This is a genomic window from Brevibacterium aurantiacum (genome assembly GCF_007558825.1).
In the GTDB taxonomy this organism is placed as follows: Bacteria; Actinomycetota; Actinomycetes; order Actinomycetales; family Brevibacteriaceae; genus Brevibacterium; species Brevibacterium aurantiacum_A.
In genome coordinates this window covers 373,774-395,642 of sequence record NZ_VLTK01000003.1, presented here as the reverse complement: position 1 = coordinate 395,642, position 21,869 = coordinate 373,774, and the positions used below count along the sequence as shown (strand labels likewise).

The following is a 21,869-nucleotide window of genomic DNA, read 5'->3' as shown; positions in this document are numbered from 1 at the left end:
CATGCCACTCAGACAAGATCTCACATCCGTCCTCGTCATCGGCTCCGGACCTATCGTCATCGGTCAGGCCTGTGAATTCGACTACTCGGGCACCCAAGCCTGCCGTGTGCTGCGCGAAGAGGGCCTGCGGGTCATCCTCATCAACTCGAATCCCGCGACGATCATGACCGATCCCGACGTTGCCGACGCCACCTACGTCGAGCCCATCGATCCCGACATCATCGAATCGATCATCGACAAGGAACGCCCCGACGCAATCCTGCCGACCCTGGGCGGACAGACAGCGCTGAATGCGGCGATCGCACTGCATGATGCCGGCACACTTGAGAAGTACGGCGTCGAACTCATCGGCGCCGACGTCGACGCCATCCAGCGCGGCGAGGACCGGCAGAAGTTCAAGACCATCGTCGAGGAATGCGGCGCCGAGTCGGCGAAATCCATCATCTGCCACACCATCGACGAGGCACTGGCCGGAGCCGAGGAACTCAACTATCCCGTCGTCGTCCGCCCCTCGTTCACCATGGGCGGACTGGGTTCCGGCATGGCCTATGACGAGAACGACCTCCGGCGCATCGCCGGCGCCGGCTTGGGCGACTCCATCACCCACGAGGTTCTCCTCGAAGAGTCGATCCTCGGCTGGAAGGAATACGAACTCGAACTCATGCGCGACCACAAGGACAACGTGGTCGTCATCTGCTCGATCGAGAACGTCGATCCCGTCGGCGTCCACACCGGCGACTCGATCACAGTGGCCCCATCGCTGACCCTGACCGACCGCGAGTATCAGAAGATGCGCGATATCGGCATCGACGTCATCCGCGCCGTCGGAGTCGCCACCGGCGGCTGCAACATCCAGTACGCAGTGGATCCGAAGACCGGCCGCATCGTCGTCATCGAAATGAACCCCAGAGTCTCACGGTCCTCGGCATTGGCCTCGAAGGCCACCGGCTTCCCGATCGCCAAGATGGCCGCCAAGCTGGCTGTGGGCTACTCGCTTGACGAGATCCCCAACGACATCACGAAGGTCACACCGGCCAGCTTCGAACCGACACTCGACTACGTCGTGGTCAAGATCCCACGGTTCACCTTCGAGAAGTTCCCCGCAGCGGATCCGACACTGACCACGACCATGAAATCCGTGGGCGAGGTCATGGCGCTGGGCCGCAACTTCACCACCGCACTGCAGAAGGCCATGCGGTCGATGGAGCAGCGCGATGCCTCGTTCTCGTGGTCCGATCTTCCCGACATCAGCGACGAGGATGTCAGAGAATCCGTCCTCGAGTCGATCTCGCACGCGACAGCCGACCGCATCCATTCCGTTCAGCGCGGATTGGCCGCTGGCCTGAGCAATGCCGAGGTCTTCGAGGCCTGCGAGATCGATCCCTGGTTCCTCGACCAGATCGAACTGATCAATGAGGTCGCCGAGTTCATCTCCTCAGCAGACGAACTCGACGCTCAGGTGCTGCGTGTCGCGAAGAACCACGGCTTCTCCGATGAGCAGATCGCGTCGCTGCGCAGCATGGATACCGGTGTCGTCACCGGTGTCCGGCAGGCCCTCCGGATCCGCCCCGTGTTCAAGACGGTCGACACCTGCGCCGGTGAGTTCGCCGCACACACCCCGTACCACTACTCGAGCTATGACGATGAGACAGAGGTCGCCCCGCGCGAGAAGCCTGCCGTGATCATCCTCGGTTCGGGACCGAACCGGATCGGCCAGGGCATCGAGTTCGACTACTCATGCGTACACGCGACGATGGCCATCTCCGAGGCCGGCTTCGAAACGATCATGGTCAACTGCAACCCGGAGACCGTGTCCACGGACTACGACACCGCTGATCGCCTCTACTTCGAGCCCCTGACCTTCGAAGATGTCATGGAGGTCTATCACGCCGAGGTGGCCGCCGGTCCCGTACTCGGCGTCGTCTGCACCCTGGGTGGTCAGACCCCGCTGGGACTGGCCGACAAGCTCAAGGCAGCAGGAGTGCCGGTCCTCGGCACCCAGCCCGAAGCCATCGACCTGGCCGAGGATCGCGGCGAATTCGGCGCCGTCCTCGACCGCGCCGGTCTCACCGCTCCGAAGCACGGCACCGCCGTGACCTACGCGGAGGCCGAGAGGATCGCCGAGGAGATCGGCTACCCGGTCCTCGTCCGCCCCTCATATGTGCTCGGTGGCCGCGGCATGCAGATCGTCTACGACCGCACTCAGCTCGTGGACTACATGGCCACTGCCACAGAGATCTCCGTGGACCGTCCCGTCCTCGTCGACCGCTTCCTCGAGGACGCCATCGAAATCGATGTCGATGCTCTCTACGACGGCACCGACATCTTCATCGGCGGCATCATGGAGCACATCGAGGAAGCCGGAATCCACTCTGGTGACTCCGCCTGCGTGCTGCCTTCGCTGACCCTGGGCGAAGACGTGCTGGACCGTGTCCGCACTGCCACCACGGCAATCGCCGAAGGCACGAACGTGCGCGGGCTGCTCAACATCCAGTTCGCCATCACCGCCGACGTCCTCCACGTCATCGAAGCCAACCCACGTGCCTCCCGGACCGTGCCGTTCGTCTCGAAGGCCACCTCCACACAGTTGGCGAAGGCCGCCGCGCTCATCGCAGTCGGACGCACCATCGCCGATATGCGCGGAGACATGCTCCCGGAGACCGGCGACGGTTCGCGACTGTCCTTGGACCATCCGATCGCGGTCAAGGAAGTGGTCCTGCCGTTCCGTCGATTCAGGACCGTCGAGGGCAAGGTCGTCGATTCGATCCTCGGACCGGAGATGCGCTCGACCGGTGAGGTCATGGGCATCGACCACGACTTCCCGACAGCCTTCGCGAAGGGCCTGCTGGGAGCATCGATCAAGCTTCCGACCTCCGGCACGGTGTTCGTCTCGGTTGCAGACCGGGACAAAAGGGCCATGGTCCTGCCGGTCAAGGAACTCGTCGACTTGGGCTTCGACGTGGTCGCCACAACCGGAACGGCCGCAGTCCTGTCCCGGTACGGCATCAAGACCACACAGGTGCACAAGCACTTCGAGGCCGATGCTGAGGATCGCACGATCCTCGACTACCTGGCCGCCGGCACGATCGACATGGTCATCAACGTCCCATCCGGACGCCAGGAACGAGCAGACGGCTACGAGATCCGTGCCTCGGCGACCGCACACTCCGTGCCGCTGATCACCACGCTCGCCGAGTTCGCAGCCGCAGTCACCTCACTCGAGGTCGTTCGTGACAAGACCTTCAAGGTCCGCAGCCTGCAGGACTGGAACGCGTGATGTTCGGCGCCCGCCTACAGGCGGCCATGGACGAGCACGGACCGCTGTGTGTGGGCATCGACCCCCATGACCACCTCCTTGAGGCCTGGTCGCTGCCGCGCACAGCGGCAGGGCTGCGCGAATTCTCACTGCGCACGGTGACCGAGCTGGCCGGGAATGTGGCTGCGGTCAAACCGCAGTCAGCCTTCTACGAGCAGTACGGTTCGGCCGGAGTCGCCGTTCTCGAAGAGACCCTCGCAGCCTGCAGGGAACACGATCTCATCAGTGTCCTCGACATCAAACGCGGGGACATCGGATCGACCATGGGAGCCTACGCACGGGCCTACCTCGATCCCGCCTCGGCGCTGGCCGCCGATTCGATCACTGTGTCTCCGTACCTCGGATTCGGGGCACTGGATCCGGCCTTCGAACTCGCGAATGCTCATGATCGGGGAGTCTTCGTCCTCGCGCTGACCTCGAATCCGGAAGGTGCAGAGGTTCAGCACGCCAAGTGCGGAGAATCCGTCGAGGGATTCGGAGACTCCGTTGCCGGGACGATCGTGGGCCAGGTAGCTGCGCGCAACTCGTCTGAGTCCGCGCAGGGACTCGGGCGCTTCGGCCTGGTGGTCGGAGCGACGATCGGATCCGGCGCCCGCGAGCTCGGATTCGACCCGTCTGCGTGCGGAGGGCCGATCCTGGCACCGGGAGTCGGGGCTCAGGGAGCCGGGATCAGTGAGCTCATCGACGTCTTCGGCACAGATGCGATCGCTGCCAACCAGATTCTGGCCACCACCTCACGCGCTGTGCTCAGCGCCGGGGCAGACGGCGTGCGCGCAGCGGCACGCTCGCTCAACGAGTCCCTGACGCAAGTGGGCTGAGACCCGGGCAGCTCATCTCTCATCACTTGCGCAGGCCGCCGGTTTCGGCGCCCTGCGCAAGGCGTGCACCGAATGGTCGGCATCGGTTGGACGACGTCGTCTGAGGCAGGACGGGACGGGCCCGGTTCGGCCAGTTCTGCAGACACTTGAGTTTTCTTTTGCGCTTTGTGCCTCTCACGAGGGTTTTTGTTTTAGACTGAAGCAACTTCCCTACCTGCCCGTTCATGGTGACAGAGGAGATAATGTGGCACTCGAACCTTTGACCCCGCAACAGCGTTCAGCCGCTCTGGACAAGGCCTTCAAAGCGCGTCAAGCGCGAGCCGAGGTCAAGACAGCGCTGAAGAATGGTCAAACCGATCTCGCAGCTGTGCTGAAGAAGGCCGGCGCGGACGAGGCACTCGCGAAGATGCGCGTCGTCGATCTGCTGAGATCACTGCCCGGCGTCGGAGACCGACGCGCGGAGGCGGCCATGGACGACGTCGGCATCGCATCGTCACGTCGGATCAAGGGCCTGGGCGTACACCAGAAAAATGCCCTGTTGGAGAAATACTCCTGAATGTGTGAACAATAGATCTGTGAATAATCGACTGACCGTCCTCGCGGGACCTACCGCGGTCGGAAAAGGCACCATCAGCGCGTACATCAGAGATCATCATCCCGAGGTCTGGTTCTCCGTCTCCGCCACCACGCGGCCGCGGCGACCCGGCGAAGTCGATGGTGTTCATTATCACTTCATCAGCGATGACGAGTTCGACTCGCTCATCGCTGCCGGTGAGCTGCTCGAGTACGCCGTCGTCCACGGACGCCACCGCTACGGCACTCCTTCGGCCCAAGTCCAGGAGAAGCTGAACCAGGGGACACCCTCCCTGCTGGAGATCGATCTGCAGGGGGCACGCCAGGTCAAGGACAAGATGCCTGACGCGCTGTTCGTCTTCCTGTCTCCGCCCAGCTGGGAGGAACTCGTGTCGAGACTCACCGGGCGCGGAACGGAATCAGCAGTCGAACAGGAGCGTCGACTGACCACGGCCAAGCAGGAATTGCAGGCCGAATCCGAGTTCGATGTCACGATCGTCAATGACCACGTTCGCACTGCGGCCGAAGAACTCATATCATTGATGGGTATACCCACTACCGATTAGATTGGACATTCATTGCCTGCACAACCTGAAGGCATCACCAATCCACCGATTGATGATCTGCTGGCCGTGACCAGCTCGAAGTACGAACTGGTCTCGATTGCCGCTCAGCGAGCCCGCCAGATCAACTCCTACTACGCCCAGCTCCAAGAGGGCCTGCTCGAGAACGTCGGTCCGCTGGTGACCCCGGGCACCCATGAGAAGCCACTCTCGATCGCGCTCCGCGAGATCAACGAAGGCAAGATCGTGGCCCGCGAAGTCACGGAAGCCGACTTCGGTGCGCTCACCCAAGAGCCTGCACAGCCGGCTGCCAGCAACGACGGCGCACTGGACTTCAGCGACCAGTGAGAACCGTACTCGGCGTCGCCGGTGGAATCGCCGCTTACAAGGCGTGCCATGTCATTCGGCGACTCCGGGAACTCGGGCACAGCGTCAAGGTCGTGCCCACCGCCAGCGCACTGAACTTCGTCGGTGCGGCCACTTTCGAGGCGCTGTCCTCACAGACCGTGACCACCGATGTCTTCGACGAGGTCGAATCGGTCAACCATGTCCGCATCGGGCAGGACGCCGAACTCGTCATCATCGCGCCGGCCACCGCCAATACTCTGGCCAAGCTGGCCGCAGGCATCGCCGATGACCTGCTGACCGCGACTGTCCTCACGACGACCGCCGAGGTGGTCGTTGCCCCCGCCATGCATACCGAGATGTGGCAGAATCCCGCCACAGTCGCGAACATCGCGACCTTGAAGCAGCGGGGCATCCATGTCCTCGAGCCCGCTGTGGGGCGTCTGACCGGCCCGGACTCCGGTCCCGGTCGTCTGCCCGAACCCGAGGCGATCGTCGACTTCGCGCTGGCCGCTGCCCGATCAGCACAGACCGATCCAGTGCCGAAGACAGTCGGGCCGCTGAACGGCAGACGCGTCGCCATCAGTGCCGGCGGGACCAGGGAACCGCTCGATCCCGTCCGATTCCTCGGGAACCGCTCCTCAGGCAAGCAGGGCATTGCGCTGGCACGTGCCGCTGCCGCCGCCGGAGCCCACGTCGACCTGGTCGCGGCCAACATCGACTCGGGCCTGCTGTCGGCGCTGCCCGACAGCGTCCGGATCACCTCAGTCGAGTCCACCCTCGAGCTCCAGGCCCAGATGCAGGCAGCTCAGGCTGATGCTGATGCCATCATCATGGCCGCCGCCGTCGCCGACTACCGTCCAGCCGAGCGCACCGCTTCGAAGATGAAGAAGTCGGGTGATGAGGGAATGACTCTGAACCTGGTGCAGAACCCGGATGTGCTCGTGGGACTCGTCGAATCACGTTGCGAACACCAGCTCATCATCGGATTCGCCGCCGAGACCGGAGATTCTCATCACAGTGCGATGGACTACGCGAAGGCGAAGTTCCGTCGCAAGGGCGTCGACCTCCTCGTCTTCAACAATGTCTCGGACGACAGGGCGTTCGGCCACGACGACAATGCCGTCCAGATCCTGAGCGTCGACGGTGACGAAGTAGTCGCCAGCCCCGAATTCACCGGCAGCAAGGACGATGTTTCGGAAAAGGTCATCGAGGCTCTCGCCAGCCGTTGGGAATGCGTAGAATCGACGGCGTGAGTCAATCAAATCTGCGCTTATTCTCGTCCGAATCCGTCACCGAGGGCCATCCCGACAAAATCTGTGACCAGATCAGTGATGCCGTCCTCGACGATCTGCTGGGTCAGGACCCGAACGCCAAGGTCGCCGTCGAGACGATGGTCACCACCGGTCTCGTCCACGTCGCCGGCGAGGTCAATACCGCAGCCTATGCCGACGTCGCCGGCATCGTGCGCCGACTCATCACCGGAATCGGCTATGACTCCTCCGACACCGGTTTCGACGGACACTCCTGCGGCGTCTCCGTGTCCATCGGCAGCCAGTCCACCGACATCCATTCCGGAGTGACGAACCCACTGGACTTCCGCGAAGCCGTGGAATCCGATCACGGTTCGAGTCTCGGCGCCGGCGACCAGGGCCTCATGTTCGGCTATGCCGACAACGCCACCGACGTCCTCATGCCCGTGCCCATCCACCTCGCATCACGCATGGCGGAGAAGCTCTCCGAGGTGCGCAAGACCGGTGCACTGGACTATCTGCGTCCCGACGGCAAAACCCAGCTGACACTGGGCTACGACGGCAACGAAGCCGTGTCGATCGAGAACATCGTCGTCTCGACGCAGCACGCAGGCCACGTCGATCAGGCACAGCTGCACGCCGAGATCAAAGACTTCGTCATCGATCCGGTCATCGCAGGCTCCGGTCTCGATGACAGCCATGCGAACATCCACATCAACCCGGCCGGACCCTTCGTCACCGGCGGGCCGATGGGCGACGCGGGGCTCACGGGGCGCAAGATCATCGTCGACACGTATGGCGGGTACTCGCGTCACGGCGGAGGCGCCTTCTCCGGCAAGGACCCCTCGAAGGTCGACCGCTCGGCCGCGTATGCCATGCGCTGGGTCGCGAAGAATGTCGTGGCCGCCGGGCTCGCCGATCGCGCCGAGGTGCAGGTGTCCTATGCGATCGGCCGTGTCGATCCGATGGGCCTCTACGTCGAAACCTTCGGCACTGAGAAGGTCGACCCACACGCGATCTCGCGGGCCATTCGCGAGGTCTTCGACCTGCGACCTGCCATGATCATCCAGGACCTCAATCTCCTGCGCCCGATCTACTCTCAGACATCGACGTACGGTCACTTCGGCCGTGAGCTCCCCGACTTCACCTGGGAGGTCACGGACCGCGCTGACGATCTGCTGCGCGCAGTCTCCTCGGCTTGATGGACGAACCTCTTCCGATCGACACCGGCACCTCAGCCATCGGGCAGGTGCCGCTGGCAGCGGAAGACCCCGTAGCCCACGTGCTCGTCGATCACCCGGTGCCGCACCTGGCCCGTGCCTTCGACTACGCAGTTCCGGAGAAGTTCGCCGACACGGCCCGCCCCGGTGTGCGAGTCAGGGTCAGATTCGCCGGCAGACTGCGCGACGGCTTCCTCCTCGAACGGGTCGAGAAGTCCGACCACATCGGACCGCTTGCCACGATCGAGCGCATCACCAGTCCCGTCGTCGTTCTCACCCCCGAACTGCTGCGTCTCGCTGATGCCACTGCTCGCCGGTACGCGGGAACCCTCTCCGATGTCCTGCGTCTGGCGATCCCGCCGCGTCATGCACGCGCCGAGAAGGCTGTGCTCAAGGCTGAGAAGACGCTGCACCAGAATGAGCGCAGTCACAGGGCACCGTCAGAAGGTGACAACGCGAATACTGCGCCCGAGGGCACGGCGGCTGCCGAGGACACGGAGGCGACGGCCGTGTGCACGGAGGCGACGGCCGTGGGCACGACGGCTGGCTCCGAGAAAGCGACTGCAGACAACTCGCCTGCGACGACAGCGGACACGATTGACCGCCTCGGCGAATGGGTGGTCAACGAGTCTCGGCACGAACGAGAAGACGGCTTCCCTGCCGGCGAGCATCCGCGGATGGCACTGACCTGCGTTCCCGGCCCTACGCCGGGACTGAGTTGGATCACCGCCGGGCTGGAGGCTGCCCGAGCGACACTGGCTGCAGGGGAGGCGGTGCTGTGGCTGGTGCCCGATCACCGTGAGCTCGCAGTCCTCTCGGCGGCACTCGACGCCAGCCCGGATATCTCCTCCTACTCAGTCTTGAGTGCAGACCAGTCACCGGAGCAGAGGTGGAAAGCCTGGCTGCGTGGCCTGTTGGGGCACACACGAGTGACGATCGGCACCAGAGCGGCCGCCTTCGCACCGATCGCAGGCCTCGGCCTCATCATCTGCTTCGACGACTCGAACCCGAACTACCTCGACCAGCACGCGCCATATCCGCACGCCAGAGAGGTATGCCTGCTGAGATCGACCATCGACACCACCGGACTGCTGTTCGTCTCCACCGATCGCAGCGCGGAGATCCAGCGCCTGGTCGAGGTCGGGTGGCTTCGCGACGTCACGCCCACCGGCCCCGAGCGCCGTGAGGGTGCGCCGCGCGTCTACGTTCCCGACGAGGAGCGTGACCCCTTCGCCTGGCAGCGGATCCCCTCTCGCGCCTGGCAGCTGATGCGCGGTGCCCTGCGCCCCGGGGCCAAGGACACGAACGCAGTCGGACCTGTCCTCGTCCAGGTCCCGCGTGCCGGGTACTACCCGGTGTTCGCCTGCGCGAGATGCCAAGAGGTCGCTCGCTGCCCCCAATGCTCGGCTGCACTGACCACTCAGTCCGAGGTCGGGCCCTTCGCCTGTCGCTCCTGCGGATACCACTCCGATACGTTCTCCTGCGGGCGCTGCCGCTCGAATCAGGTGCGCTCGATCGTGCGCGGCAGGGGACGGACCGTCGAGGAGCTGCGCAAGGCCATGCCGGGAATCGAAATCCTGGAATCCGGCGGCGATGACATTCCTGTCGCCATCGACGACAGCCCACGTATCGTCGTCGCCACCACCGGCGCTGAACCCTATGCTCTCGGTGGCTACGCCTGCGCAATCCTGCTCGACTCGCTGTGGCCGGGGCCGTGGATGCGCTCGACCGATGAAGGAGTCAGCAGACGACTGCGGGCGGCCGTCCTCGTGAGGTCACGCACTGCTGGGGGAGTCGTCTACCTCGGCGACACCGATGAGACGATACGGAACACGGTGACCACCTTCGACCCGGTCACCACGATGTCCAGAGCTCTCGGCGATCGATTCGAGCTCGGCTTTCCTCCCTATCGTCGCATCGTCGAACTCACCGGTGCCGGCACCGACATCGACGCCATCATCGCGGCCGTCCCAGACCTCACCGAACTCATCCGGGACTCCGACGGTGATGACCAGAAAGCCGTCGCAGCCTATCCGATCGCAGCAGGAGAGGCGGTCGGCGAAGCACTCGCTCAGCAGATCGCCTCCCGGTCTGCGAAGAAGCTTCCCCAGGTGCGCGTCCGCATCGACGATCCGCGGTCGCTGTGAGTGCCTCGGTGCCCGGACTCTGCGACTGCTTCGCGAACAAGTAGAATTCCTCAAGTGGATATCGTCTTCGCCGGAACTCCGGATGCCGCAGTGCCAGCCCTCGAGGCCCTCGTCGAATCCCGGCACCGCATCCGTGCCGTCCTCACCCGACCCGATGCACCGGTGGGGCGCAAACGCGTCCTCACCCCCTCACCGGTCAAGGCGCGAGCCCTCGAACTCGGCCTCGACGTCATCGAGGCCAGCCGGCTCCGCGGCGAGGTCATCGCCGAACTCCGGGCCCTCGACGTCGATGCCGTGGCCGTGGTCGCCTATGGGGCCATCGCCGGCCCGGCAGCGCTGTCGACCGCCGAGCTCGGCTGGTTCAACCTCCACTTCTCGCTCCTGCCGGCCCATCGTGGAGCCGCACCGGTCCAACGGGCCCTCATCGCCGGCCAGAACAGCAGCGGAGTCAGCGTGTTCAAGATCGACGAGGGTATGGACTCCGGACCCGTCCTGCGCAGACTCGAACTGCCTCTGGACCATCCCGATGTCGCCACCGCCCTCGACGACTACGCCCACCGAGGCGCGGTCGAACTGGTCGCCGCCTTCGACGACCTCGCGGACGGAACCGCAGTGATGACCCCGCAGTCCGGGGAGCCGAGCCACGCGGACAAGATCAGCATCGATGACGCCCATCTCGACTTCTCCGACTCTGCCCGGGCGGTCATCGACCGTTCCCGGGGAGTCAGCCCCAGCCCCGGCCCATGGGCGAACGTCGACGGGAAGCGGACCAAACTCTTCGGACTCACACCCGCTCCCGACGTCACCACCCCTTCAGAGGTCGGATTGCTGACCTCATGGCAGAAGTTCGTCGTCCTCGGCTGCGGCGACGGCTGGGTCCGCGTCGCAGAGATCCAACCCTTCGGCAAGGCCCGGATGGCTGCCGTGGACTTCCTCCGCGGCCGTGGCGACATCCGATTCGATCCCACTGAAACCAGCGCCGAGCCGGCGGCAGACCCCGAGCAAGGAGCATGAGACAGATGCCAGCAGATGAGCGCATGCCGCGGAAGAGACCGGCGAGGAACACGCCTGCAGCAGTCAGGAAGCCGACGGGCACCAGGTCTGCCGGCGGCAAGCAGTCAGGCGGCAGGCCCTCAGACGAACGAGAGCCGAGGCACGCGAAGAACCTGCCGCGACGCATCGCCTGGGAGGTCCTCGTCGATGTTGAGACGAAGGACTCCTACGCGAACCTGCTCCTGCCCGCCAAGCTCGCCCGCACGCATATGGACCACCAGGACGCGGCGTTCACGACTGAACTCACCTACGGCGCTCTGCGCCAACAGGAGTTCTACGATGCGATCATCGCCAAGGCAGCGAACCGGTCCCTCGACACCATCGACCCCGAACCGCTGGCAGGCATGCGCCTCGGCGCCCACCAGATCCTGTCCATGCGCGTGCCCGACCATGCGGCACTGTCGGAGACTGTCGCCGTCATCAAGTCCTACGCACCGAAGACATCCGGGTTCGTCAACGCCGTCCTGCGTCGGATCTCCGAGATCGACCGCGCCGAATGGCTGGCCCGTGTCACCGCCGGAGCCACTGCAGTCGGCGAACAGGCCATCGAGTACTCGCATCCCGAATGGATCGTCCGGGCCATGACGCAGGCACTGAAAGGCCACGGACGACAGGCTTCTGAACTGCAGGCGCTGCTCGAAGCCGACAACGCGGCCGCGAAGGTCAGCGTCTCCGCTCTGCCCGGACTCATTGACCGTAGCGAACTGCCCGGAGCGCCGACCGAGTTCTCACCCATCGGCGTCACCCTCGAAACCGCTGTGCCCAAGAACGTCGACGCCGTCGCCGCCGGCCGGGCCCGGGTGCAGGATGAAGGCTCCGCGCTGGTGGCCTTGGCACTGGCACACGTTCAGGCACCGACGGGCACTTGGGCGGACCTGTGCGCCGGACCCGGCGGCAAGGCCGCAGTCCTCGCAGCTATTGCGAAGCAGCGCGGCACCACCCTCGATGCCTTCGACTCAAGTGACCACCGGGTTGAACTTGTGCGGTCCTCCACTCAGGCACTCGACAATGTCACCACCCGCGTCCAAGACGCCCGCGACGCCACAGGCCCGTATGCGAAGGTCCTCGTCGACGTTCCCTGCTCGGGTCTCGGCGCCCTGCGTCGCCGTCCTGAAGCTCGATACCGCCGTCGCCCCGAGGACATCAACGCCCTGGCCGGACTGCAGCGAGAACTGCTGCGGGCGGCCTTGGACGCCTGCGCTCCGGGGGGAGTCGTCGCCTACTCCACCTGCTCTCCCCACTACGCGGAGACCGTGCTCGTCGTCGACGATGTCCTACGCGGCACCGACGTCGAAGTCCTCGACGCCCCGGCGGTCCTCGCCGAGGTCACGGGCGCCGATGCCGCAGGGTTTAGCTCGGTGAGCCGGGGAGCGGGACGGTACGCTCAGCTGTGGCCCCACGTCCACAACACCGATGGAATGTTCTTGGCCCTGATGCGGAAGGCGAACTGAAATGGCGATCGAGATCAATCCCAGCATCCTCAGCTCCGATTTCTCGGACCTGCGTGGTGAACTGGCGAAGATCAGCACGGCAGATATGGCGCACATCGACGTGATGGACAACCATTTCGTCCCGAACCTCACATTCGGGCCTCCCGTGGTCGAACGGATCCAGGCGATCAGCCCGATCCCGCTCGACGCCCACCTGATGATCGCCGAGGCGGACCGACACGCTCCGGTCTATGCCGAACTCGGCTGCGCCTCGGTGACCTTCCACGCCGAGGCGGCCGCCGCTCCCGTCCGCCTGGCCCGGGAGATCCGGAAGCTGGGGGCCAAAGCCAGCCTCGCACTCAAGCCGGCGACCCCGATCGAACCCTTCGTCGACCTCCTCGGCGAGTTCGACCAGATCCTCATCATGACCGTCGAACCCGGTTTCGGCGGGCAGAAGTTTCTCGATGTGTGCCTGCCGAAGATCCGACGGACCCGTGAGGCGATCTCGGCCGCCGGGCTTGAGATCAAGCTGCAGGTCGACGGGGGAGTCTCCATGTCGACGATCGAACGCGTCGTCGATGCCGGTGCCGATGTGCTCGTGGCCGGTTCCGCCGTCTACGGTGCCGAGGACGCTGCCACCGCGATCTCCGGGCTGCGTGAGCTCGCAGCGTCCCACGTGCACTGAAGAGAGCCGATATGGAACTGCTCGATTGGCTGAACACCCCGGCATTGGAACTGCTTGGCAAACCGGTGCCGTACTCCGACCTGTTCGGCAACATCTGTGCTCTGGCCACAGTGGTCCTTGCACTGCGCCGGAACATCCTGTCCTGGCCGGTCCAGATCCTGGGCTCCATCCTCCTCTTCGCCGCGAGCATCTCCGCGGGACTCGGCGGCAACGCCTCCCGCCAGGTCGTCATCATCGTGGCCGCAGTCTGGGGGTGGACGCAGTGGAAGAAGTCCCGGGAGGCCTCCGGCGAGGTCCTCGTCCGCTGGGCGACCTGGAAGGAACGACTGCTCCTGATCGTCGCTCTCCTGCTGGGCACCGGGGTGTTCGGCTACGTCCTCGCCCTCGGAGGGTGGTCCTGGAATCCCTATCCAGACGCCTACATCTTCATCGGATCGCTCGTGGCGATGTATGCCCAGGGGCGGGCGATCGTCGAGTTCTGGTTCGTCTGGCTGGCCGTCGACCTCGTCGGGATTCCCTTGGCAGTGGCCGGAGGACTCGTGTTCTCCGGGGCCGTGTACCTCATCTTCCTCGTCATGGTCGTCATCGGCTTCATCGACTGGTCAAAGCGATCACGCCAGACGATCTCCGCTCCGCATCGGGGTGCCACGGACATCAACCGCAGCACTGAGAGCTGAGGCTGCTGCGACGGGTGAGAGCGTCCCGCTGGCCGAGACCCCGTGTGAGCGCGGCGGCCGCGATGTATTAGGCTGGATTCGTGAAGACCTTTGACTCGCTCTACGCCGAACTCCTGCAGAAATCCCTCGATCGCCCCGAAGGCTCGAAGACCGTGGCCGAACTCGATGCCGGAGTCCATGCGATCGGTAAGAAGGTCGTCGAAGAAGCCGCAGAGGTCTGGATGGCGGCAGAGTATGAGACCAAGGATGAGCTCGCCGGGGAGATCTCTCAGCTGCTCTATCACCTGCAGGTGCTCATGGTCGCCAAGGAACTCAGCCTCGACGACGTCAACTCGCATCTGTAGCCTTCCACGCCGGCACAGCCGAACTCCAAACAACCGTTGACGATGAAACACAAAAGGACACCATGCTGCGTGTAGCCGTGCCGAATAAGGGCGCACTGTCCGAAGCCGCCTCCGAGATGCTCAGCGAGGCAGGATACTCCACCCGTCGGGGAAGCAAGACCCTTGTCCATCAGGACGAAGTCAACGATGTCGAATTCTTCTACCTGCGTCCGCGCGACATCGCCGTCTACGTGGGATCGGGGATCCTCGACGCCGGCATCACCGGCCGCGACCTGCTGCTTGAGTCGAAGGCCGAAGCCCAGGAAGTCATCGGACTCGGATTCGGAGCCTCCCGCTTCTTCTACGCCGGAGTCACCGGTTCCTACTCCTCGCCGACCCAGCTGGAAGGCGCACGCATCGCCACCAGCTTCCCGAACCTCGTCGACGCCGATCTGCAGGCCAGGGGCATCGACGCGAAGACCGTTCAGCTCGACGGTGCGATCGAGGTCTCCATCCAGCTCGGCGTCGCCGACGCCATCGCCGACGTGGTCGAGACCGGCAGCACCCTGCGCGCCGCAGGGCTCGAGACCTTCGGCGAACCCCTGCTGGAATCCGAGGCCGTCCTCGTCCAGCGTGAGGGTGCAGCCGAGTCGATCGAGGTGCTGCGTCGCCGTCTGGAATCCGTGATGGTGGCCCGGCAGTACGTCCTCGTCGACTACAACATCGAAGAGCGCCTCCTGCCCCAAGCACTCGGACTCACGCCCGGCCTCGAATCACCCACGATCTCCCCGCTGCAGGAGACAGGTTGGGTGGCCGCGCGCGTCATGGTCGAATCCAAAGAGGTCAACAATGTCATGGACCGTCTCTACGCAGTCGGTGCCCGTGCGATTCTGGTGACGAACATTGGCGCCTGCCGAATCTGAGTTCCGCGTCTTTCGACCCCGCCAGGTGCGCATCATCAGCACCATCGGCGCCGTGGTGGTGTTCATCGGCTTCGCGGTGCTCTCCGTCGCACTGCTCGTCGTGGACTGGGACCCCTGGACCCCGCTCGACACGGTCTGGATGAACCTGCTCGGGATCATCTTCGCCGCGGCCCTGCTGCGCGTCGCCGACATCCAGGCCCGACCCAGCGAAGCCGGCCTGGTCGTGAAGAACATGGTCAGGACACGCACTTTTGCGTGGGGACAGATCCTCGGCGTCGCGTTCTCACCCGAGGGTGACGACCCATGGCCCATCCTCGATCTGACCGACGGAACCACATACGCCGTGATGGCGATCCAGCACGCGGACGGGCCCCGAGCCCACGAGGAATGTCAGCGATTGCGTATGCTCATCGCTAGATGGACCCACTTCAAGGAGGAATAGGAATGTCGAACGACACAATCACAGGGGTCGAAGGCCCACTGACCGGATACACGGTCATCGATCTCTCCCGCGCATTGGCCGGCCCACATGCGGGAATGATGTTCGGTGACCTCGGCGCCCGAGTGATCAAGGTCGAGAACCCGGGCAAGGGGGATGACTCCCGGTCCTGGGGTCCTCCGTTCGTCGGTCCCGAGGACGATCCGCAGGCCACCTACTTCTTCTCCTGCAACCGCAACAAGGAATCCATCGCCCTCGATCTCAAGTCGGACACCGGCAAGGAGACGCTGCGGGAACTGATCTCCCGCGCCGATGTGCTCATCGAGAACTTCCGCTCAGGCGTCCTCGATCGACTCGGTTTCTCCACTACCGTGTGCATGGAGATCAACCCCCGCCTCGTGCTCCTCTCGATCACCGGCTTCGGCCACGACGGGCCCGAATCCTCGCGTGCAGGATACGACCAGATCGCCCAGGGCGAGGCCGGACTCATGTCGCTGACAGGATCCGGACCCGACGACATGCAGCGTGTCGGCGTTCCCATCGCCGACCTCCTCGCAGGCATCTACGGCTCCTACGGCGTTCTCGCAGCCCTGCTCGAACGAGAGCGCACGGGCAAGGGCAAGGTCGTGCGGACCTCGCTCATCGCCGGTATGGTCGGAGTCCACGCTTTTCAGGGCACGCGCGCCACGGTGGCCGGGCAGAACCCCGAGCCCGGTGGCAACCACCATCCTTCCCTCTCTCCCTACGGACTCTTCAACTGCCACGAAGGTGCCGTGCAGATCTCCGTGGGCAACGAGAACCTGTGGCAGAAGTTCTGCGCCGCATTCGACATCGACCCGGCGACCGAGGGCATGGGCGACAACTCCGCTCGTGTCGCGAACCGTCCGGCCGTGATCGAACTCATCGAAAGCAGATTCGCCGCCTACGGATCGGACGAGCTGCTCGCCAGACTCGCAGACGCAGGAATCCCCTCCGGCACCGTGCGCACCCTCGAAGAGGTCTACTCGTGGGACCAGGCACTGAGCCAGGGCCTCAAGGTCTCCGTCGACCATCCCATCCTCGGCGACATCGACTTGCCAGGACCACCGCTGCGGTTCTTCGACGCAGACGGCGAGGCCGAGGTCGAAACCACGAGGACCGCTCACGATGCACCGCCTCTGCTGAACGAGGACGCCGAGGCGATCGTGTCCTGGCTCGATTCGTGACTCTGAGGACCCGGGCCACCAGCTGCGCCCCCTGATCCGCAGGTGGAGGCAATCCGCAACTGGTGGCCCATCACCGCTTTACCGTTCGTCAGATTTACCGTTGGTCAGACACATCTGAAGCAGGAGATAAGCACGTGGCACGGTTGAATGCACATGAACTCGTCGACATCGTCGTAGATGACGGATCCTTCGTTTCCTGGGATACGACCCCGATCAGGCCCGCCGGGGGCATCTCCGAGGAATACGCGGCCGAACTCGCCGCCGCCGGGGAGAAATCCGGAGTCGATGAGGCCATCATCACCGGAGAGGGCATGATCGAGGGCCGGCGCGTCGCCATCGTCGCCGGGGAATTCCGGTTCCTGGCCGGTTCGATCGGCGTTGCCGCGGCTCAGCGGCTCGTCGACGCGATCGAACGCGCCACGCTCGAAGGACTGCCGCTGCTGGCCGGGCCTGCCTCGGGCGGGACCAGGATGCAGGAGGGCACGATCGCGTTCCTGTCGATGGTCAAGATCACCAACGCCGTGATGGCCCATCGTCGGGCCGCGCTGCCCTACCTCGTGTACCTGCGCCATCCCACCACAGGCGGGGTGTTCGCCTCCTGGGGTTCGATGGGCCATGTCACCGTCGCCGAGGCTGGATCACTCATCGGCTTCCTCGGCCCGCGGGTCTTTGAGGCCATCTACGGAGAGAAGTTCCCTGAGAACGTGCAGACGGGGGAGAACCTGCACAAGCACGGGATCATCGACGCAGTGATCAGTCCCGAACGGATCCAGACCACCCTCGCTCGAGTCCTCGACGTGCTCATGGGCGCCAAGGAGATTCCGCCCCGCGTCGCCGACCCGGACACACGCCCGGAGATCGTCGACCCGGACACCGACGCGTGGGATGCGATCACCCGTTCCCGCAACGCCGATCGTCCCGGAGTTCGCGACCTGCTGCGCACCGCGGCCAACACCGTGCTGCCCCTCAACGGCACTGGACAAGGCGAGAAGGACCCCGGACTGCTGTTGGCGCTGGCGAAGTTCGGCTCCGCCCCGTGCATCGTTCTCGGTCAGGATCGTTTCCGCCAGGATTCCCGGGCACCTCTCGGGCCAGCGGCACTGCGAGAGGCCAGGCGCGGAATGCGCTTGGCCGCCGAACTCGACCTGCCGCTGGTGACCGTCATCGACACCCCTGGTGCTGCACTGTCGAAATCTGCTGAAGAGGGTGGAATCGCCGGCGAGATCGCCCGCAGCCTCGCCGACCTCGCGAACCTCGATGCACCCTCCGTGTCCCTCATCCTCGGTGAGGGGTCAGGCGGGGGAGCCCTCGCGCTGATCCCCGCGGACCGGGTGCTCAGTGCCGAAAACGGGTGGCTTTCGCCCCTGCCCCCGGAAGGCGCCTCGGCGATCGTGCACCGGACGACCGACCGCGCGCCGGAGATGGCCCAGAGCCAAGGTGTGCATGCACCCATGCTCATGGCGACGGGAGTCGTCGACCGCATCATCGCCGAGCATCCAGATGCGAGTGAGGAGCCATTGGACTTCGTGTCCCGGGTGGGTGCGACACTGGAGTACGAACTCATCGAGCTCATGCGCGAACCATCCGACCGGCGCTTGGCGCGCCGGATGGAACGGTATCGCACCCTCGGAATCTGAACGTCGACAAGGAATCTAGGAGAGTCACATGGTTGCCATCAGAGTCATTCCGTGCCTCGACGTCGACGAAGGACGTGTCGTCAAAGGCGTGAAGTTCGCGGACCTCAAGGACGCCGGCGATCCGGTCGAATTGGCCCGACGCTACGGGGAATCCGGTGCGGACGAGCTGACATTCCTCGATGTCACCGCCAGCAGCGGTGATCGCGAGACCGTTCACGATATCGTCCGGGCCTGTGCCGAAGAGGTCTTCATTCCGCTGACCGTCGGCGGCGGCATCCGCAGCGTCACCGACGTCGACCGCTTGCTGCGCGATGGTGCAGACAAGGTCTCCGTCAATACCTCCGCGGTCGCGAACCCTCAGCTCATCAGCGATATCGCCCACCATTTCGGCAACCAGGTCCTCGTTTTGTCTCTCGATGCCAGACGCGCGCAGGGGACACAGACGCCCTCCGGCTTCGAAGTCACCACCCGCGGTGGCCGTGAGGGAACCGGTCGCTGCGCGATCGACTGGATCACCGAGGCGGCCGAGCGCGGCGTCGGCGAGATCCTCCTCAACTCCATCGACGCGGACGGCACCCGCGACGGCTTCGATCTCGAACTCATCGCCGCCGCGCGGACCGCGGTCGACGTTCCGCTGATCGCGTCCGGAGGAGCCGGACGAGTCGAACACTTCGCTCCGGCAGTGGCTGCCGGGGCCGACGCGCTGCTGGCCGCGAGTGTCTTCCACTTCGGGACGCTGAGCATCGCCGAAGTCAAGGACGCACTGCGCAGGGAAGGGATCGAAGTCCGATGAGCACACACGGTTCTGCCGCCCAGATCGACGCCACCCCGGAGAACTGGCGCGAACTGATCACGGTCAACGCAGACGGGCTCATTCCCGTCATCGTCCAAGAGGTCACCAGCCGTGAGGTCCTCATGATGGCCTGGATGGACACCGAAGCCATCGAACGCACCCTGAGCAGCGGTGCCGCAGTGTACTGGTCACGGTCGCGGCAGGAATACTGGGTCAAGGGCGAAACCTCTGGACACACTCAGAAGGTGGCATCCCTGAGCCTCGACTGCGATGCGGACGCTCTGCTCATGGAGGTCGAACAGACCGGGCCCGCCTGCCACACCCTGACCCCGACGTGCTTCACCGGAAGGACCATCAGTGCCAACTGACACACGCACGACCGACACCGGGCTGACGATCCGGCCCAGCCTCGATGAGTTCCGCGCTTCGGGCGCCGATCACCGCTTGGTGCCAGTCCACGCCGAAGTCCTCGCCGACTCCGAGACCCCGCTGAGCCTGTACCGCAAACTCACGGACGGCGGACCCGGCAGCTTCCTCTTCGAATCGGCCGTGTCCGGAGCCTGGGCGCGCTACTCATTCATCGGCTCCGCACCTGTCGCCACCCTGATCTCCGAGGGCGAGAGCTTTCGGTGGGACGGCACACCTCCGGTGGGGATCCCGACCGACGGCAGCGTTTTGGACGCGGTCACAGCGACCCTCGAACTGCTCGCCGTCGACGCGACCGAGTCGGCTCTTCCACCGATGGTCTCAAGCTTCGTCGGATACTTCGGCTGGGACATCGTGCGGCAATTCGAGAGGCTCGGCCCCGCCCGAGCCAACGAACACCATCTGCCGACCGTGCAGCTGATGATCCCCGGCGACATCGCGGTCTATGACCACTACTCCGGAACGCTCACCCTCGTGGCCAACGTATTCAACGTCAATGGTGCCGATACGGGCATCGACGATGCCTACCACGCAGGCGTCGATCGGATCGAAGCGATGTTGTCGAGGATCAGCAGGTCCAGCGACGCCGAGATCCTGAGCACGCACTTCGTCAAACCCGAGGTGTCGACGCGCACGGACCCGCAGGTCTACCTCGACAACGTCGAACAGGCAAAACGTGAGATCGTCGATGGAGAGATCTTCCAAGTCGTCCTCGGCCAACGCTTCGACACCGACTGCACAGCCGACCCGCTGACCGTCTATCGGATGCTGCGCCATTCGAACCCCAGCCCATTCATGTACCTGCTCAACCTCCATGACGACCAGGGACAGCCTGCCAGCATCATCGGCTCGTCCCCGGAAGCTCTCGTCACGGTCCGCTCCGGTGACGTCGTCACCCACCCGATCGCCGGCTCGCGACCTCGCGGAGCCACGACTGAAGAGGATTCCGCACTGGCCAGAGACCTCATCAGTGACGAGAAGGAACGTGCCGAACACCTCATGCTCGTCGACCTTGCCCGCAATGACCTCGCAAAGGTCTGTCGGGCGGGCACAGTCGATGTCAGCGAATTCATGGACATCGTGCGTTACAGCCACATCATGCACATCTCCTCGACCGTACGCGGAGAGCTCGCACCAGGACACACAGCCGTCGACGTGCTGCGTGCCACGTTCCCGGCAGGCACCCTCTCCGGAGCGCCGAAACCCCGCGCTCTGCAGATCATCGACGAGCTCGAAACCATCGGCCGCGGAATATACGGAGGAGTCGTGGGCTATATGTCGTTCACCGGCGACCTCGACCTGGCGATCGCCATCCGCACCGGAGTCCTGCGCGACTCGGTCATGAGCGTCTATGCCGGCGGTGGGCTCGTCGCCGATTCGGTTCCCGAGACCGAATATCAGGAATCGCAGAACAAGGCGGCCGCAGTCCTGGGGGCCGCGGCAGCAGCCGGCGCGGTGGACAAACTCGGAGCCTCGAGCAGGGAACGCGGCTGAGATGACGAAATCACGCGGAGTACTCCTCGTCCTCATCCTGGCCGGTGCACTCTGGGCGATCAGCCTTGCGTCCTGGCAGGCCGGTGTTCCCGGTGACTCATTGGGTCCTGCAGGTGTGGCCGATGTCACGGAAGACGCAAGCTCTCAGACATCTCCGGTCGCGACCGCCTGTGTCGCAATCATCGCCGTCACCGGGCTGCTATCAGCCATGTTGGGCAAGATCGGACGTTTCGTCGTTCTCAGCTTCGCTGCTCTGGCCGCCATCGGCTACGGCATGACCGCACTGCAGTCGGTTTCATCCCCCGGGGCCACCGCCTGGCCGATCGTGGCCCTGTTCGCGGCGGCCATCGCGCTCATCGTCGTCGTCTACATCGCCGTCGCCTCGGCGAAATGGGCCAATTCGAACCGGTACGCCAGGACAGCGGAAGCCGGAGGCGAAGAGTTCGATTCGGCAGCGACCTGGGACGCCCTCTCCCGCGGAGACGACCCCGATCCCACCGCTGGTGGGGCCGATGATGAATCGAAATGACCTCGTGACCGGGTCGGTGT

The 21,869-nt window shown here is 64.7% G+C and carries 21 protein-coding genes; all 21 read left to right on the top strand.

Going from position 1 to position 21,869, the window contains the following annotated elements; translation table 11 throughout:
- Position 1 precedes the first annotated feature (1 nt).
- The 21 genes from carB (at position 2) to FO013_RS06630 (ending at position 21,849) form a co-directional block, all read left to right on the top strand.
- Positions 2-3,277, top strand: a complete 3,276-nt coding sequence (gene carB / locus FO013_RS06730; RefSeq protein WP_143921788.1) for a carbamoyl-phosphate synthase large subunit — start codon at positions 2-4, stop codon at positions 3,275-3,277.
- On the top strand, positions 3,277-4,134 hold the full coding sequence (pyrF, locus tag FO013_RS06725; RefSeq protein ID WP_143921909.1) for an orotidine-5'-phosphate decarboxylase: 858 nt from the start codon (positions 3,277-3,279) through the stop codon (positions 4,132-4,134). Before carB ends, pyrF begins: the two co-directional genes overlap by 1 nt.
- Before the next feature lie 244 nt (positions 4,135-4,378).
- A complete protein-coding gene (mihF, locus tag FO013_RS06720) occupies positions 4,379-4,690 on the top strand; it encodes an integration host factor, actinobacterial type (RefSeq protein ID WP_092108101.1) in 312 nt (103 codons plus the stop codon).
- A gap of 19 nt (positions 4,691-4,709) precedes the next feature.
- Complete coding sequence (gmk, locus tag FO013_RS06715; RefSeq protein WP_222103585.1) at positions 4,710-5,273, top strand: guanylate kinase; 564 nt, start codon at positions 4,710-4,712, stop codon at positions 5,271-5,273.
- A 12-nt stretch (positions 5,274-5,285) separates the two neighbouring features.
- Positions 5,286-5,618 (top strand): DNA-directed RNA polymerase subunit omega, encoded by a 333-nt coding sequence (gene rpoZ / locus FO013_RS06710; RefSeq protein WP_101618587.1) that lies wholly within the window; start codon positions 5,286-5,288, stop codon positions 5,616-5,618.
- On the top strand, positions 5,615-6,871 hold the full coding sequence (gene coaBC, locus FO013_RS06705) for a bifunctional phosphopantothenoylcysteine decarboxylase/phosphopantothenate--cysteine ligase CoaBC (RefSeq protein ID WP_143921786.1): 1,257 nt from the start codon (positions 5,615-5,617) through the stop codon (positions 6,869-6,871). The genes rpoZ and coaBC overlap by 4 nt, the downstream gene beginning before the upstream one ends.
- Positions 6,868-8,070: a methionine adenosyltransferase gene (gene metK, locus FO013_RS06700; protein ID WP_313900570.1), complete on the top strand. Its 1,203-nt coding sequence runs from the start codon at positions 6,868-6,870 to the stop codon at positions 8,068-8,070. The genes coaBC and metK overlap by 4 nt, the downstream gene beginning before the upstream one ends.
- Entirely contained in the window at positions 8,070-10,235 is a 2,166-nt protein-coding gene (locus tag FO013_RS06695) for a primosomal protein N' family DNA-binding protein (RefSeq protein ID WP_143921784.1), read from the top strand. Before metK ends, FO013_RS06695 begins: the two co-directional genes overlap by 1 nt.
- A gap of 54 nt (positions 10,236-10,289) precedes the next feature.
- On the top strand, positions 10,290-11,249 hold the full coding sequence (locus tag FO013_RS06690) for a methionyl-tRNA formyltransferase (protein WP_143921783.1): 960 nt from the start codon (positions 10,290-10,292) through the stop codon (positions 11,247-11,249).
- Positions 11,246-12,739 carry an RsmB/NOP family class I SAM-dependent RNA methyltransferase gene (locus FO013_RS06685; RefSeq protein ID WP_260848026.1) on the top strand — a complete coding sequence of 498 codons (1,494 nt, stop codon included), beginning with the start codon at positions 11,246-11,248 and terminating at the stop codon, positions 12,737-12,739. Before FO013_RS06690 ends, FO013_RS06685 begins: the two co-directional genes overlap by 4 nt.
- 1 nt (position 12,740) lies before the next feature.
- Positions 12,741-13,403, top strand: coding sequence for a ribulose-phosphate 3-epimerase (rpe, locus tag FO013_RS06680; protein WP_143921782.1), 663 nt, complete (start codon positions 12,741-12,743; stop codon positions 13,401-13,403).
- 11 nt (positions 13,404-13,414) lie between these two features.
- Entirely contained in the window at positions 13,415-14,080 is a 666-nt protein-coding gene (locus FO013_RS06675; RefSeq protein ID WP_143921781.1) for a nicotinamide mononucleotide transporter family protein, read from the top strand.
- An 80-nt stretch (positions 14,081-14,160) separates the two neighbouring features.
- Positions 14,161-14,424 carry a phosphoribosyl-ATP diphosphatase gene (locus tag FO013_RS06670; protein WP_143921780.1) on the top strand — a complete coding sequence of 88 codons (264 nt, stop codon included), beginning with the start codon at positions 14,161-14,163 and terminating at the stop codon, positions 14,422-14,424.
- A 62-nt stretch (positions 14,425-14,486) separates the two neighbouring features.
- On the top strand, positions 14,487-15,326 hold the full coding sequence (hisG, locus tag FO013_RS06665; protein WP_143921779.1) for an ATP phosphoribosyltransferase: 840 nt from the start codon (positions 14,487-14,489) through the stop codon (positions 15,324-15,326).
- Positions 15,327-15,351: 25 nt separating this feature from the next.
- Complete coding sequence (locus FO013_RS06660; protein WP_260848025.1) at positions 15,352-15,768, top strand: PH domain-containing protein; 417 nt, start codon at positions 15,352-15,354, stop codon at positions 15,766-15,768.
- Between the two features lie 2 nt (positions 15,769-15,770).
- Positions 15,771-16,970, top strand: a complete 1,200-nt coding sequence (locus tag FO013_RS06655; protein ID WP_143921777.1) for a CaiB/BaiF CoA transferase family protein — start codon at positions 15,771-15,773, stop codon at positions 16,968-16,970.
- 134 nt (positions 16,971-17,104) lie between these two features.
- A complete protein-coding gene (locus tag FO013_RS06650) occupies positions 17,105-18,607 on the top strand; it encodes a carboxyl transferase domain-containing protein (RefSeq protein WP_143921776.1) in 1,503 nt (500 codons plus the stop codon).
- Positions 18,608-18,635: 28 nt separating this feature from the next.
- Positions 18,636-19,400: an imidazole glycerol phosphate synthase subunit HisF gene (hisF, locus tag FO013_RS06645; RefSeq protein WP_143921775.1), complete on the top strand. Its 765-nt coding sequence runs from the start codon at positions 18,636-18,638 to the stop codon at positions 19,398-19,400.
- On the top strand, positions 19,397-19,768 hold the full coding sequence (hisI, locus tag FO013_RS06640; RefSeq protein WP_143921774.1) for a phosphoribosyl-AMP cyclohydrolase: 372 nt from the start codon (positions 19,397-19,399) through the stop codon (positions 19,766-19,768). Before hisF ends, hisI begins: the two co-directional genes overlap by 4 nt.
- Complete coding sequence (gene trpE / locus FO013_RS06635; RefSeq protein ID WP_143921773.1) at positions 19,758-21,320, top strand: anthranilate synthase component I; 1,563 nt, start codon at positions 19,758-19,760, stop codon at positions 21,318-21,320. Before hisI ends, trpE begins: the two co-directional genes overlap by 11 nt.
- A 1-nt stretch (position 21,321) precedes the next feature.
- Positions 21,322-21,849: a Trp biosynthesis-associated membrane protein gene (locus FO013_RS06630; RefSeq protein ID WP_143921772.1), complete on the top strand. Its 528-nt coding sequence runs from the start codon at positions 21,322-21,324 to the stop codon at positions 21,847-21,849.
- Positions 21,850-21,869 lie beyond the last annotated feature (20 nt).